Here is a 13,929-nt window from a genome sequence, read left to right on the forward strand (position 1 = left end):
TACACTTATCACTTTTCTATATATAACTTTACCATAATTTTAGGCAAGAACAAAAGCTCAGGCGCTTGTTTAGTGCATACAAATTGGATAGTTTCTAACTAGATCAGGAAGACATGCCTCTCAACAGGAGTATGCCGACGCCAGCGGCAAGCCCGCTTATAGTCGGCCTTCTTTTAGACTCAAGCCGATGCTGACTTGTCTAGGAAAAAGAAGGGAGTTTGCTACAAACTGAGCGTTTAAGCTAGACGATGCTATTTTCAAAACGTTATCCACCATGAAGACTATGATAATAATAAAACCTTTATCTTTTCGATAAAGGTTTTATTAAGAAGATCTTATTTTGTTTCTCGATGTAGAGTATGTTTTTTTAGTCGTGGACTATATTTCATAAGCTCAAGACGCTCAGGATTTGTACGTTTATTTTTAGTTGTAATATAATTACGGTCTCCTGTTTCAGTGCAAGCTAAAGTAATATTAACGCGCATTTTCTTCCCTCCAAACTATATCAAATTCCTTTATCACGTAATAGCGAAATTTTCATTTCAGACTTAATCATAATATCAAATATTACCGAAAGTATCAAGGCTTAACCTGGGATTATTTTTCAGCAAAAACTTAATCATTAGAATGGTTAATGAACGAATGCTACGCTTCAATTTTCAGTCTGAAATCATTATTATTTATTAATAAAACCTTGTTCTAAAGGAATTAACCTTCAGCTTCTCTCAAAATTACCTGAGCATTTTACAAATACAAATATATGAAATCATATACTCATGGTATATCATCACTTTAGCTGGACAAGTAAATGCTATTTTTGATTTTTAGTACATTTTTTTATATAATTCAACATATGTGGCTACCCCTACTTAACTTTTTAATAGTTTGTAAAAGTTACATTTACATCGACCTTTTCTGGATCCCCCTTGCCAAATCATGACTTCATGCAATCGATTCGATATAAAAATTAATGTTGTTTCGGCAAAAATAACAAAATTATAATGGCTTTTCGATAGTATTTTATGATATAACTAGTATTGAGTAAAAGGAGGGAACCAGATGTTATATGCAATTATTTCCATTATTGTTGTGGGAATTGTTTTACTTGCAGTATCATTTTTTATGAGTGATCGAATTGAGCAAGTCGAGAGTCAATTAGAACAATTTTCCATTACAACGATGCAAGATACATATCAAATAAAAAAGAAGATTAAAATCTTAGAAGAAGAGTTGCTAACAGAAGATTTTACCGAAAATCGTATTGATAATAGATAATGAAGGGAGGAGGAAAACATGAAACAACCCGTACGTGTTTTTGCTATTGGCTTATTAACTGCCGGTGTTATCATGCTAGGCGTTTATTTTTTTTCCAATGGAAATATTCAAACTGCAGATAACCTATCCAACGAAGAACTAGTGACACTAATTGAAGAAAAGGGTTATCACGTTTTATCAGACTCTGAGTATGTTGCTCTATCTGTTGATGAACAAGGGGCCACAGATTCCCAGGATCCTCAGAAAGAAGAACAGCCAACGTCAAAAGCGAAAGCAGCAGAAAAAACGAACGATGAGCAAAATAGAGACAAACAAAAAGAAGCTGACAACAACAAAGATCAAGAGGATAAAGAAAAAGATAAGGAACAAGAAGATAAAAATAAAACATACACATTAAAAATTAAATCAGGAATGCCTTCTTCGGATATAAGCGATCTATTAGAAGAAAATAACATTATTGATGATGCTAGTGAGTTTAATAAGTATTTAGAGAAACATAATTATAGTGAAAAAGTACAATTAGGTAAATTTAAAGTATCAAGTGATATGAGTTTATATGAAATAGCAGAAGCAATTACAAAATAAGCTAAAAAGCAGCACTTTGTCTGCTTTTTAGCTTATTTTTAATTTAAATTATAGTTTTCGCCTTTAATCAAATATAAAATGCTCTCACCAATATTCGTAATATGATCCCCAAAACGCTCTAGATATCTAGAGCATAAAGAAATCTGCATAATATATTGGATCTTATCAGGATTTGTTGCAGTCTCTCCTAATAATTCACTAAGAATTAGCTTATTTTCTTTATCAACGAAATCATCCATCTCAGCTAGCTGACTGGCTAATTTGCTATCCTCTTCCATAAAAGCTGTGATAGCTGTATGAAGCATATGGATTAATGCATCCTTCATTGTATGCAGTCGTTTAGGAATTAGCGCCTCCTCGCTTTCTCCTAAACGAATCGTTGAACGTGCAATATTTCTAGCATTGTCAGCCATTCTTTCTAAATCCGCAACGATCTGTAAAGCAGTAATTAGCCGTCGTAAATCAGTAGCCACTGGATTTTGTTTTGCAATTAGCAATACGATTTTATCGTTTAGTTCTAATTCTTTTTTATCAATATCTTTATCGGCTTCAATCACTTGTTCAGCTAATTGAATATCTTGATTAAATAGTGATTCCACAGCATTTTTTAAAGCTTTTTCTGCCAAGTTAGCTACTTCAACAATTGCATTGTCAATTGCTTTAAGTTCTTGATCAAATTGCCCTCTTGTCTGCATATTGCACCCTCCTAATCTGCCAACATACCATTATTCTAGCAGAACACTATGTACGAATTATTGAGATTATGTAAAATCTTTGTAAATTATTTTAGAAAAACTTGGATTGTCGCCAAATCTTTATGGCAAAAGCTTAGTTTTTCTTATACGATAAAGTGAAACTTCATTCCGTGGAATGCTTTTTACACGGAATGTTAGTTGAACTAACCGGGCATTTAGGTGCCGTTTTCTCCAACTTAGACCCTTTGTATCAATTCAGGACTTGAAGTGGGAAACTTACGGTACCTTACATGCGGGATAAAAGTTGTAACTTTCCTATAGTGTAAAAGAATAAAAGCACAAGCAAATAATTGCCTGCGCTTCTACTCGTTAATCTTTTTTCTTTTCTTCACTGCGCTCTTTTTTCAAATCAAAATACGTATCCATAATTCTGGAACCAATCTTATGGTTAATACCGCTTCCTCTACTAGGTGATGTGTTAGGAACCATGATCGCAAACGCTACTTCAGGGTCATCATAAGGTGCATAGCCGATTAAGGACAAGTTCTCCGTGTCAGCAATTTGTTTACCATCTTTATAAATTTCATTTTGCGCTGTACCTGTTTTTCCTGCGGGCTTATAATTCTTACCTTTCCAGTGCGGATATGCAGTACCTCCTGGAGCCTGAAAAACTTGCTTAAAACCTTCCTGTACACGCTTGATATAAGCTGGCTTCATTTCAATTTGATTTAATACATCGGTATTTTCACTTCGATATATCTTTCCTAATTGCTTATCAGAACGCCCAGGTTCACGAACTTCCTTTAAGAAACGTGGACGCACGCGATAACCATCATTCGCAATGGTGGAAACATATTGCGCTAATTGCATCGTTGTATACGTGTCATATTGACCGATAGCTTGGTCCATTAAAAGACCTGCTCTAGGAAGGGAAGGACCTTGATAACCAACACTTTCATATGGGAAATCGATACCGGTTTTTACTCCTAATCCGAGTTGTTGGAAATAATTTCGCATTTCCTGCCAAGCAGCTGGATTAAAGCTTGCTTTTCCACCACTTGGAAATGGATAACGATTTTCTCCCCCCATTTTCAGTGCAATGTAAAACATATACACATTAGAGGACCGTTTCAATGCAGCCACATCATTCACTGCACCAATACTGCCACTGTATGATTTTTTTAACGGCGTACCTTTTATCTTGATTGGCTGGTCAACAAAGACTGTTCCTGGTGAGATTACTCCCGACTGAAGACCCGCTAACACGGTTGCTCCCTTTACTATCGATCCAGGACGATTCCCATCAGAAATAGCCTTAATCGCAGCATCTTTATACTTATTACCGTCTCTTGTTTGACCACTAACAGCCAAAAGTTCCCCAGTTTTAGGATTCATGACAACTGCAATTGCGTCTTTTAAATATGGATTCATTGGTACCGCTGCTTTTAACTCTTCGCGGATAATTTTATCTACTTCCTTCTGAAACTCCATATCGATCGTTAAAACAAGATCTTTTCCTCGGCTACCTTCAACTACTGTTTTAGTACCGACAATTTCTCCGGACTTTGTTGTCGTATATTGTATTTGCTCTTTACGACCACGGAGGATATCTTCATAATATTCCTCCAGTCCACTTTTCCCTACTCGATCATTACGGCTATAGCCTCTTGTTAGAAAATATTCCTCTTTATCAGCCGGAATACCTTGTTCTTGAGAAGTGATCGATCCAAACAAACTTCTAATTGAATCTTTAAAAGGATAATCTCTATTCCAATCGGTTGTAGCGTTTATTCCCGGAAGCTCAGCTAAATGCTCAGAAACTTTAGCATATTCTTCCGCAGTTACATCTTTATTTTTAACAATCTGCGGTGTTAAAGAGTATGCTTTGTCCAACTCTTTTTTTATCGCAATAACTTCTAACTGTTGTTTGGAAAAATGAGCTACTTCATCTTTCGTAATCCGATTTAAAATTGTTTTATATTGTTTCGCATTATCTAGCTCAGCTGCTTCTTTCTTTGATAACCGACTATCTGCTTCTTTTTTATTTTTCAAATACCAGTATTCCTTTTTATCACGTTCAGTAATCGTGTCTAAATATTCTTTACTATCCATTGAGATAAATTTAGCAAGCTTCTCCGCCAATTCTAAACGATCTTCCGCTTGTGTTCCTTTTGGCGGTGTATACGTAATAGAATATAATGGCTTATTATCGACAACAACTTGATGATTGCTGTCGTAAATTTTACCTCTAGGCACAGGAACCTTTGTCGTATCTTTCACTGTCCGATTAATTTCTTCTTGATATTCTTCACCATTTAATATTTGCACGATACCTAGTTGCAAAATTAGTACAGCAAACATTAGAAAAATGAAAAAAAACAATATATTAACACGGAAGGGAAGCTGTTCCTTTTTCTTTTTTTTCTTCATATTCTCTCCCCCAAATAATGTTACAGTTTTACCATGCTTTATTTACCCCACACCTAAGAACCGTATGAATCGATTACATACAGTCCATCTTTACCGAAGTAACGGTAACCTAAATACCCGATTCGTTTAAAGGCCTTTAGGTCATACCCTTATGGTACTCCTATTCCGTAGAAAGAAGAGCTACAGAATGAAGTTTCACCTTATTATATCATTTCTAGCAACGCAATTCATCTATTTTTTTATCCCGCATGTAAGGTACCGTAAGACTCCCACTTCAAAATCTTGAGTTGATACAAAGGGTCAAAGTGGGAGAAAACGGTACCTAAATGCCCGATTCGTTCTACTAACATTCAGTAGGAGATGGAAGAAAACTCCTACTGAATGAAGTTTCACTTTATATCGCCGAATTCAAAGTTTGAAGTGTTCTATTATCTTTTTTTATACAATTACTTCTATCTGTTTTTATCATCTGTTAACTGTTCCTTAATTAAAACCTGTTTATCTGTTTCACTTTCCAAATATATATTTTTCACAAAGAAATAAATAATGACATGCCCTGCACCAAAAATTGCTAACAAATAAGGAATGATTACTTCTGCTGAAGTAAACGAAAGTGTAATTAAGAATATTGAAATGGAAATGATCCTGCCGATATTTACAAATAGTTCTCTTACTACAATATATTCTACTCGATATTCTTTAGCTCTCCATGCTTTTCCAATTACATCATATGTTAATGAAACATATGGGATTGTCAAAATAGGATAAGCGATACCAATGCAAATGGCATAAATAAGTAACTGCATATAGCTAATGTTAAAAATAATGATTGCAATCGAAAAATAGAGAACTAAACCGCCAAGTAAAATTGCCTTTTTTCTTAAAGAAGGCTTAATCATTCTCGTGCCAACAAAATAAGAAATAAGCGACAGTCCGGAAAATACCAAATTAAACATTCCTAGTGCAAATTCACTTTGGGTAATTAAAAACACCCAAATAGAGATTATAAATGCAAATATTCCTTCTCGTAATCCTTGAAAAATATGAGCGTTCTGAATCCGTTTCCAGTTCTTATTATGGAATCGTTCTGCAAACACTCTGCGAAAATGAAAGCTTCCCTCTGCCTTGCGCTGATTTAAAAAGAAGCTAATAATTACTGCACAAATAAACATCAGGAATGAAACAGTAAAAATAACAGAATAACCAATATTAGCCTTCATTTTTGAAATAATCATCCCAGCGAGTAAAGGGCCGACCATACCACTAAATGATTGCAATATTCCTAAAAAACCATTAAAAAAATCACGTGTGTCTGGTTCTGTAATTTCAAAGGTCAACACATTAAATGCAAGCCAATAAAATCCATAACCAACCCCTAAAAGACCACCAAGCATGAAATTAAAATAAGCAGCTTTTTCACCTATTACAAGCACACTTAAAAAAAAGAGCGATAAAAAAAATACTCCCAATCGCAACACAATGATTCGATCAACTTTTTTCGCTAATATTCCAGCTATAATAAAAGTAATTGGTAAAAAGGTGTAGATTGCTAAGTTATAGACTGCAATTGTAACAAAATCTCCTGATTGCTTCCAAAGATAAATGTTGACAAACGTGTTGGATAGAAATAGTCCCAGTGAGTATAGACCTCCAATAAGAAGTAATAAAATAAGATCTTTATTTACATTCATATGGCGGTTAATAGCATGGATTTTCTGCATATCGGATACCCCTTTTTCAAGTCAATATTAGTTTGAACAAAGTACGAACCAGATATACAACCATACAATAGAATTGATTAATTTTTATATAGGTAGCAAGTTAAATTAGTGATACTTCAATTATTTTTTCATTTAGATTATTAGATTTGCACTAGTTAGCAACATATTACCGTTTCATTAGGAATGCATAATTATCTGTGAACTACTACCACTAGAGGAAAGAAATATCACGGTTTTTCTCCTCGTAATTCTACTGTCAAGTTTTCATACGTATAATCCTTTCCTCTTCCAAAATTAACCATATATACACCTTTACGTAACATTTATTTCTTTTAATCAGTTACGATTAGAGCGTTTACCTTTTTTAGATAAAAACTCGACCGCTTCTCTAGTTGCATTCAAATGCTCAACTGTATCATCATATTGTAATGATGCTACTGACATAAACAGAATATCGATTACGTGAAGTTGGGCGATACGAGATGAAGTTGCGCCACTTCGAAAGGTAGGCTCTCTAGTTGCAGAAGTGTATAATTTTAAATCTGCTTCTTCTGTCACTAAAGATTTCCCATATTTAGTCAGACTAATCGTGGTAGCATTATTTTTTTTCGCTAATTGAAGAATCTTAGCGACTTCTACAGTTTCTCCGGAAAAAGAAATTCCTAAAACTACATCTTTCTTTGTTGTATTGGCAACTTGTGTTGCTGCCATATGTAAATCCGTAAACGCATATGCATTTTTATTAATCCGCAAAAATTTTTGCTGTGCATCCTGTGCAATTATACTGGAAGCGCCGACCCCAATAAAGTGAAGACTTTTTGCATTCTTCACTTTTTCTACTACTTTTTGCAACTGTTCAACATTTAATAATTCAGCAGTTTCCCGAATTGTTTGAACGCTATTATTTGTCATCTTCTTAATAACAGAAAGTAAAGGTTCATTAGGCTCTATATCTCTCAATCCAACCTCTTCTGTTTTATGGAGGTCTCCAGCTATTCTTAACTTTAAATCTTGAAATCCCTTTAAGTTTAATGATTTACAAAGTCTAATAACAGCAGCTCCGCTGGTTGAACTTCTATTCCCTAACTCAACAGCTGTCAAGGTCAACGCTTCCTCTGGATTATTTATAATATAGGAAGCAATTTTTCTTTCAGAAGGTGGAAGCGAAGAAAGCATCTCTGTAAGAATTACTATACCGCCACTTGTCGCCATCATATCAACTCATTTCTAATTAATTACTGTCATTATTCTATTATATGAATAATAAAAAATTACATCAATCTATCTTGCTTAAAAGTACCAGGTATAAATTAAAATTTTATCTGTGCTTTTTCTTCCTTCTGATAAGAGGTAGAACAAAAAACAGGCGATCAGTTAGCAACGACAAACTGGAAAAATTTTGATGAGATAAGAAGACATGCCTTTAAAATAGGGATGCCGACGCCTGAGCGGCAGCCGCTTTTAGTTGCCCTTTCTTTAGATTCGAGTCAATGTTGACTTATCATAGAAAGAAGAATGTGGCTTTTTCTAGGAGCACTATCGCGTAAACTAGACAAACCTACTTTCAAAATAAATAGCCACTGGATAAAAGCGGATACCGTTTCCTAGACACGTACAGAGGGTTAAATTGCAGACCTTAAAAATCGCGATGTATCGCTTTCAGGACATCCTTGTCCTTGACAAAGAAAATCCCTTTTTCTTCGTGCGATGTATCGCTCTCGAAGCGTTCCTTGTCCGTCGACCTGAACGCGGAAATTTTAGGTATCCCCACTTAAACTTTTTCGTAATTTCTATCATACCTAATGGGAGTTTTATGGAGCTTAGAAGCGTGATATAGGGTTTTATTAATCCTATTGAATCTTGATTTTAACGAAACACAAAAAGCCACCTTATCGGTGACTTTTTATTTCTTTTATAACGTCTTTTATTTTGCTTCGTTATAGTTTTTTGCAACTTCATCCCAGTTAACGATGTTCCAAAATGCAGAAACATATTCTGGACGTCTATTTTGATAGTTTAGATAGTAAGCATGCTCCCAAACATCTAAGCCCAAAATAGGTGTTTTTCCTTCCATTAATGGTGAGTCTTGGTTTGGTGTACTAGTTATTTCTAATTTTCCATTATTTACAACAAGCCATGCCCATCCTGAACCGAAACGTCCAGTTGCTGCACTTTCAAACTGTTCTTTAAACTTTTCGAAACTACCAAAAGTCTCGTTAATTTTAGCAGCAAGCTCACCAGTTGGTTCTCCACCACCATTTGGTGAAAGAATCTTCCAGAAAAGGCTATGGTTAGCGTGTCCACCGCCATTATTTCTTACAGCAGTACGAGCGCTTTCTGGCACAGCATCTAGGTTGCTAATTAAATCCATTAATGATTTATTCTGAAGGTTTGCATGTCCCTCTAAAGCATCATTTAATTTTGTAACATACGTATTATGATGCTTTGTATGGTGTATGTTCATGGTCTCCTTGTCGATTGTAGGCTCAAGTGCATCGTATGCATATGGTAGTTCGGGTAATTCAAATTTTGACATTATTCCTTCCTCCTCTAATAAATCCATTTTAATTAAAAAGGATCTAATATCACCCTTTTAATCAAGCCTACCAAAGGTTTTTTAGTGTTGCAAATTATATGCATTAACATACTATAGGCTAAGGTGTATAAAGAACACTGGACATATACAAACTGGAAAATTTCCGACGGGATAAAGTGAACTTCATTGCGTGGAATGCTTTTCCAAGAAATGTTAGTACCGCAACGGTATGATCTAAAGGCCTCTGAACCAATCGGGCATTTAGGTGCCGGTTTCTCCAATTTAAACTTAAGATACGGAGCCTTCCATTTTCGGATAAAGAAAATATGCCTCTAAAAACAGGGGAATGCTGACGCCTGAGCGGCAAACAGCCTGCTTTTAGTCGCCTACCTTTAGATCTGAGCCGACGTTGACTTATCGTAGGAAGAAGACCGACCAAAGTTTGCTAGTCGCTCGAGCGCTTAAGCTAGACAACGTTACTTTTCACAAAAAATTAACCGCCATGTAGAAACGGATATAATTGGCTAGACAAATAAAAAAACAAGCAGATGCTTGTTTAAAAAATGGTGGCTCGGGACGGAATCGAACCGCCGACACAGGGATTTTCAGTCCCTTGCTCTACCGACTGAGCTACCGAGCCATCAGAATATAAAATTGATTTTCTGTACTTCTTAACCGCACTATATGTATGGAGGAGGTAGAGGGATTCGAACCCCCGCGGGCTGTTACACCCCTGTCGGTTTTCAAGACCGATCCCTTCAGCCAGACTTGGGTATACCTCCAACTAGACTGGTGGACCCTGCAGGACTCGAACCTGCGACCGATCGGTTATGAGCCGATAGCTCTAACCAACTGAGCTAAGGGTCCGGTTGATATAATTTTAATATAATGGGGCGACCGGTGGGGATCGAACCCACGGATGCCGGAGCCACAATCCGGTGCGTTAACCACTTCGCCACGACCGCCATACAAGTTTATATTTAAGTGGCGGTGGAGGGGATCGAACCCACGACCTCACGGGTATGAACCGTACGCTCTCGCCAGCTGAGCTACACCGCCAAATTGGCTCCACAGGTAGGATTCGAACCTACGACCGATCGGTTAACAGCCGATTGCTCTACCACTGAGCTACTGTGGAACGGGTATGCTATAATTTGTTTAAATTATAGCGACAAGATATAATTTACCACGTTCAACAACTTCTGTCAATATCTTTTTTTACAAAATCTTAACAAACTATTATGTATGTATTTCATTTATATATCGCTTTAAAACGACAATATTTACTATAGCATCTTTCTATATGGATTTCAAGGCTTAATTTAAAATTAGAAAATTAGAATTAATCACCTACCAAAATGAAATATTTGCATCGTTCTAATTAATTAGAACGATGCAAAATTATAATAAAGTGAAAGTTCATTCAGTGGATTTCTTCATTAGAAATGGAACAAAGACAAAAATCATAATTATGCTTAAAAAACGCTTTTTCTTCATTCGTTACGATGTTTGGTGCAAAGCTTTTCTTGTCCCTGAAAAACCGCGAAGGAAGTATCGCTGTCTTGGTTATTTCTTGTCAGTCAATGAATAGGTATTTAAATGCCGTTATTTCCCGCTTAGATGCTTCGGATTTTCTATCACTCCTGAAGCAAAAGTCGTATGTCACAACCTTAGATGCGAGATAAAAGTGAAATAGCACCGTAACTAAACACTACTCGCCAAGAACTTCTTCAGCAAGGTTTACTGCGTGATCTCCGATTCGCTCTAAATTACTAATAATATCCACAAATACAATTCCAGCGGATCCACTACAAATCCCTTCATTCATACGAATAATATGTTTTTTTCGAAATTTCCGCTCCATTTTATCGATTTGGTCCTCTTTTTGAATAACTGAAAGTGCTTCTTCACGGTTCATTTCTTGAATGGCGTAAACGGCCTGCTTAACAGTAGAAATCGTTAACTCAAACATTTCATTAAGATCTTCTTTCGCATAATCTGTTAAGTATAGTTTATTAGAAATTTTATATTCAATGAGTTCAACAATATTTTCAAAATGATCTCCAATTCGCTCAACGTCACGAACTGAATCGAGGATAGAAGAATGTTTTTCACTTTCTAATTCAGACAGTGATTCTGTCGATAATTCAATCAAATAATTAGTAATTTTTCGGTCAAGATTATTTAACGCACTTTCGATTTGCATTGCCAACTCCGAGTGTTTAATCAAATGAGTATTTAAGTATTTATTGGTCTCTTCCAACCCCTTATATGCATACTCGCCCATTCTCACTAACTCAGACTTAGCTTGATCTAATGCTACAGAAGGTGATTGTTGAATGAATATAGGATCCAGATGTTTTGGCTTATATTCTATAATGGAATCTTTACCTGGTATAATTTTGGTTACCAGCCAGGCTAAAGCGCCAATAAATGGAAATTGTATAATCGTATTGGTTATGTTAAATGTCCCGTGAGCAAACGCAATGGTCATTTCAGGGTTCAAATGAAGCTGACCTTGTAAAAAGGAAATAAAACTTGTAAATATCCCTAAAAATATAAGAAAGATTGTTGCTCCTACCAAGTTGAAAATAACATGGGTAAGTGCAGCTCGCTTAGCGCCTATAGTTGCACCTATGGAAGCAAGCACTGCAGTAATGGTCGTACCAATATTATCTCCAAATAAAACAGGGATTGCTGCCTTTAATTCCATTGCTCCTTCAGAAAATAAGCCCTGCAAAATACCAATAGTTGCACTTGAGCTTTGTACAATTAAAGTAAATACAGTACCAATCACTACACCTAAGACAGGACTATCACTCATATTAATTGTTAGCTCTTGAAATGCTTCTAAGCTTCGCAACGGCTTCATACCATTACTCATTAATTCTAAGCCAAAGAATAGCGCTCCAAAACCAAAAACGGCTTGTCCTATAGCGTTAACTTTCTGACTTTTAAAGAAAAACAATAAGAAACAACCTACAGCAAGAATTGGCAACGAATATGCACTAATATCAATTCCTATAATAAATGCAGTAATAGTTGTACCAATATTTGCTCCCATTATAACCCCAATAGCTTGCTTTAATGACATAAAGCCTGCATTAACAAGACCTACAGTTAATACGGTTGTTCCAGAACTACTTTGAATTAAAACAGTAACAATAATACCTGCGAGCACACCCAAAAATGGGTTACTTGTAAAACGATCCAATATATCTCGTAAGCGGTCACCTGCTGACTTTTGTAATCCATCACCCATGTATTTAATACCTAGAAGGAAAATACCGAGACCACCAATAAATTCAAAAATCAGTTTTTGAACATCAATTTCCAAAATGTATACCTACCCTTCTTTATGTTGAATCTTGTCGCACCATAACAATATTAAGTATATATAAAGTTTTTGTAAAGGAGTTATAATTATATTTAACATTAAATTTACAATTGAAAAAAAAGCGTTGTTTTTTATACGAACAAACGCTTTTTTCTCAAACTTAATTTGCCATAAACAGAAACTTCATTCAATGGGGCTTTCTTCTTCACTGATTAGAAGTAGAATAAGGATAACATTTCAGACGCCCTTGAAAAAGAAGTAACTTTTCTGCGTGCGATGCGTCGCTCAGGTGTCCTTTAAAAATATCGGTGTCTTGATTATTTTCTTGTCCTGTAAATGAATCGGGCATTTAGACGGCGCCTACGTATTCTCTACAATTTAAAGTGTTACCCTACAGCACTACAGATGTGGAATAGATAACTAGCCACAGGTTAGTTGTTAATATTTCCTAATAGATTACGCATAAATGAACAATTATAACCTTCTTCATACTTCCATAGATAGATTATATGAAGAGATAACAGCCATAAAAGGTGTACGTAATGAAGTATAATTATAACTACTTTACTAAACTTTTCTTATATTACATATGTATAGACTAAAACAGCAATTGGCATTGAATTAAATTTACTTAAACATATAAACAAAAGATAACCTTTTTTGGTTATCTTCTTATTTTCATTCAACAGTTTCAACTAATATTTTGGTTCCATCAACTTTTATAATCCTCACCTTTGTGTTTTTAGAGATCCATTGTCCATTAGAAATGGCACTATAATTCTTATGATCAACGCTAATCGTCCCAACCGGTCGCAAATCGGTTAAAGTCAGTCCCTCTTTATTTACCAATTGTTCATAGCTAATATTCAATGAATTGTAACCAGCTTCTTTTGTTAACTGATCTTTTAATGTTATTTTATTCCACATCTCTCTTCGCTTAAATACTTTTAAGAAAAAAAACGAGGCACCACCGCCTAATAACACCCCTAAAACTGCATACAATCCCGAGGTAAAGCTGGGAGCTGGAAGTGCTACTGCTGTCAACATACTTGCTAATCCAATGGTAGCTAACGTACCGTCATTAAGGAGTTTTCCATCAATAATAATCAGTAATAATCCAATAAAGTAAATAATAAGCATAATAATAATAGAGTCCGCCTCAACATATGCTCCAAAATATACTGTAATGAATCCTATTCCTAATAATGCAAAAACTCCACGCATATTTACTAATACTTCGCCAATTAAAAATAATGTAGCAAAGCCAGTTATAATAAGCCCAATCCATTCCGTCTCAAAAACAGCCAAATATGCTCCTCCTCTCATCGTTCATTCATTTATACGTATATA

The 13,929-nt window shown here is 35.4% G+C and carries 10 protein-coding genes and 6 tRNA genes; 2 read left to right on the top strand and 14 right to left on the bottom strand.

Going from position 1 to position 13,929, the window contains the following annotated elements; genetic code table 11:
• Positions 1 to 335: 335 nt before the first annotated feature.
• Positions 336 to 485, bottom strand: a complete 150-nt coding sequence (gene rpmG / locus BN1066_RS17705; protein WP_050353076.1) for a 50S ribosomal protein L33 — start codon at positions 483 to 485, stop codon at positions 336 to 338.
• A gap of 574 nt (positions 486 to 1,059) precedes the next feature.
• On the opposite strand from rpmG, the gene BN1066_RS17710 reads away from it, so the two are divergent.
• Positions 1,060 to 1,275, top strand: a complete 216-nt coding sequence (locus tag BN1066_RS17710; protein ID WP_077320877.1) for a hypothetical protein — start codon at positions 1,060 to 1,062, stop codon at positions 1,273 to 1,275.
• 18 nt (positions 1,276 to 1,293) lie between these two features.
• The gene (locus tag BN1066_RS17715) at positions 1,294 to 1,860 is read left to right on the top strand and encodes an endolytic transglycosylase MltG (RefSeq protein WP_077320878.1); all 567 of its coding nucleotides are present in this window, start codon (positions 1,294 to 1,296) and stop codon (positions 1,858 to 1,860) included.
• Between the two features lie 38 nt (positions 1,861 to 1,898).
• Here the strand turns inward: BN1066_RS17715 and phoU are convergent, their stop codons facing one another.
• The 13 genes from phoU to BN1066_RS17780 form a co-directional block, all read right to left on the bottom strand.
• Positions 1,899 to 2,555 carry a phosphate signaling complex protein PhoU gene (gene phoU, locus BN1066_RS17720; RefSeq protein WP_077320880.1) on the bottom strand — a complete coding sequence of 219 codons (657 nt, stop codon included), beginning with the start codon at positions 2,553 to 2,555 and terminating at the stop codon, positions 1,899 to 1,901.
• A 369-nt stretch (positions 2,556 to 2,924) separates the two neighbouring features.
• A complete protein-coding gene (locus BN1066_RS17725) occupies positions 2,925 to 4,985 on the bottom strand; it encodes a peptidoglycan D,D-transpeptidase FtsI family protein (RefSeq protein ID WP_077320882.1) in 2,061 nt (686 codons plus the stop codon).
• Positions 4,986 to 5,437: 452 nt separating this feature from the next.
• On the bottom strand, positions 5,438 to 6,706 hold the full coding sequence (locus tag BN1066_RS17730; protein ID WP_077320885.1) for an MFS transporter: 1,269 nt from the start codon (positions 6,704 to 6,706) through the stop codon (positions 5,438 to 5,440).
• 336 nt (positions 6,707 to 7,042) lie between these two features.
• Positions 7,043 to 7,921 (bottom strand): MurR/RpiR family transcriptional regulator, encoded by an 879-nt coding sequence (locus BN1066_RS17735; protein WP_077320887.1) that lies wholly within the window; start codon positions 7,919 to 7,921, stop codon positions 7,043 to 7,045.
• Between the two features lie 709 nt (positions 7,922 to 8,630).
• Positions 8,631 to 9,242 carry a superoxide dismutase SodA gene (sodA, locus tag BN1066_RS17740; RefSeq protein WP_077320889.1) on the bottom strand — a complete coding sequence of 204 codons (612 nt, stop codon included), beginning with the start codon at positions 9,240 to 9,242 and terminating at the stop codon, positions 8,631 to 8,633.
• A gap of 564 nt (positions 9,243 to 9,806) precedes the next feature.
• Positions 9,807 to 9,882 (bottom strand) — tRNA-Phe (locus BN1066_RS17745).
• Positions 9,883 to 9,931: 49 nt separating this feature from the next.
• Positions 9,932 to 10,024: transfer RNA gene (locus tag BN1066_RS17750), tRNA-Ser, on the bottom strand.
• A gap of 8 nt (positions 10,025 to 10,032) precedes the next feature.
• Positions 10,033 to 10,109, bottom strand: a tRNA-Ile gene (locus BN1066_RS17755).
• Between the two features lie 22 nt (positions 10,110 to 10,131).
• Positions 10,132 to 10,207 (bottom strand) — tRNA-His (locus BN1066_RS17760).
• Between the two features lie 20 nt (positions 10,208 to 10,227).
• A tRNA-Met gene (locus BN1066_RS17765) sits at positions 10,228 to 10,301 on the bottom strand.
• Positions 10,302 to 10,305: 4 nt separating this feature from the next.
• Positions 10,306 to 10,380, bottom strand: a tRNA-Asn gene (locus BN1066_RS17770).
• A 573-nt stretch (positions 10,381 to 10,953) separates the two neighbouring features.
• Positions 10,954 to 12,579: a Na/Pi cotransporter family protein gene (locus BN1066_RS17775; RefSeq protein ID WP_077320891.1), complete on the bottom strand. Its 1,626-nt coding sequence runs from the start codon at positions 12,577 to 12,579 to the stop codon at positions 10,954 to 10,956.
• A 678-nt stretch (positions 12,580 to 13,257) separates the two neighbouring features.
• Positions 13,258 to 13,887: an NfeD family protein gene (locus BN1066_RS17780; RefSeq protein WP_077320893.1), complete on the bottom strand. Its 630-nt coding sequence runs from the start codon at positions 13,885 to 13,887 to the stop codon at positions 13,258 to 13,260.
• Positions 13,888 to 13,929 lie beyond the last annotated feature (42 nt).

Origin of the sequence: Virgibacillus proomii (assembly GCF_900162615.1) — a bacterium.
In the GTDB taxonomy this organism is placed as follows: Bacteria; Bacillota; Bacilli; order Bacillales; family Amphibacillaceae; genus Virgibacillus; species Virgibacillus proomii.

Excerpts from the sequence above, each read along its gene's own strand:
- BN1066_RS17735 (WP_077320887.1), bottom strand. The coding sequence starts at position 7,921 with ATGATGGCGACAAGTGGCGGTATAGTAATTCTTACAGAGATGCTTTCT.
- BN1066_RS17710 (WP_077320877.1), top strand. The coding sequence starts at position 1,060 with ATGTTATATGCAATTATTTCCATTATTGTTGTGGGAATTGTTTTACTT.
- phoU (WP_077320880.1), bottom strand. The coding sequence starts at position 2,555 with ATGCAGACAAGAGGGCAATTTGATCAAGAACTTAAAGCAATTGACAAT.
- BN1066_RS17730 (WP_077320885.1), bottom strand. The coding sequence starts at position 6,706 with ATGCAGAAAATCCATGCTATTAACCGCCATATGAATGTAAATAAAGAT.
- rpmG (WP_050353076.1), bottom strand. The coding sequence starts at position 485 with ATGCGCGTTAATATTACTTTAGCTTGCACTGAAACAGGAGACCGTAAT.
- BN1066_RS17715 (WP_077320878.1), top strand. The coding sequence starts at position 1,294 with ATGAAACAACCCGTACGTGTTTTTGCTATTGGCTTATTAACTGCCGGT.
- sodA (WP_077320889.1), bottom strand. The coding sequence starts at position 9,242 with ATGTCAAAATTTGAATTACCCGAACTACCATATGCATACGATGCACTT.
- BN1066_RS17725 (WP_077320882.1), bottom strand. The coding sequence starts at position 4,985 with ATGAAGAAAAAAAAGAAAAAGGAACAGCTTCCCTTCCGTGTTAATATA.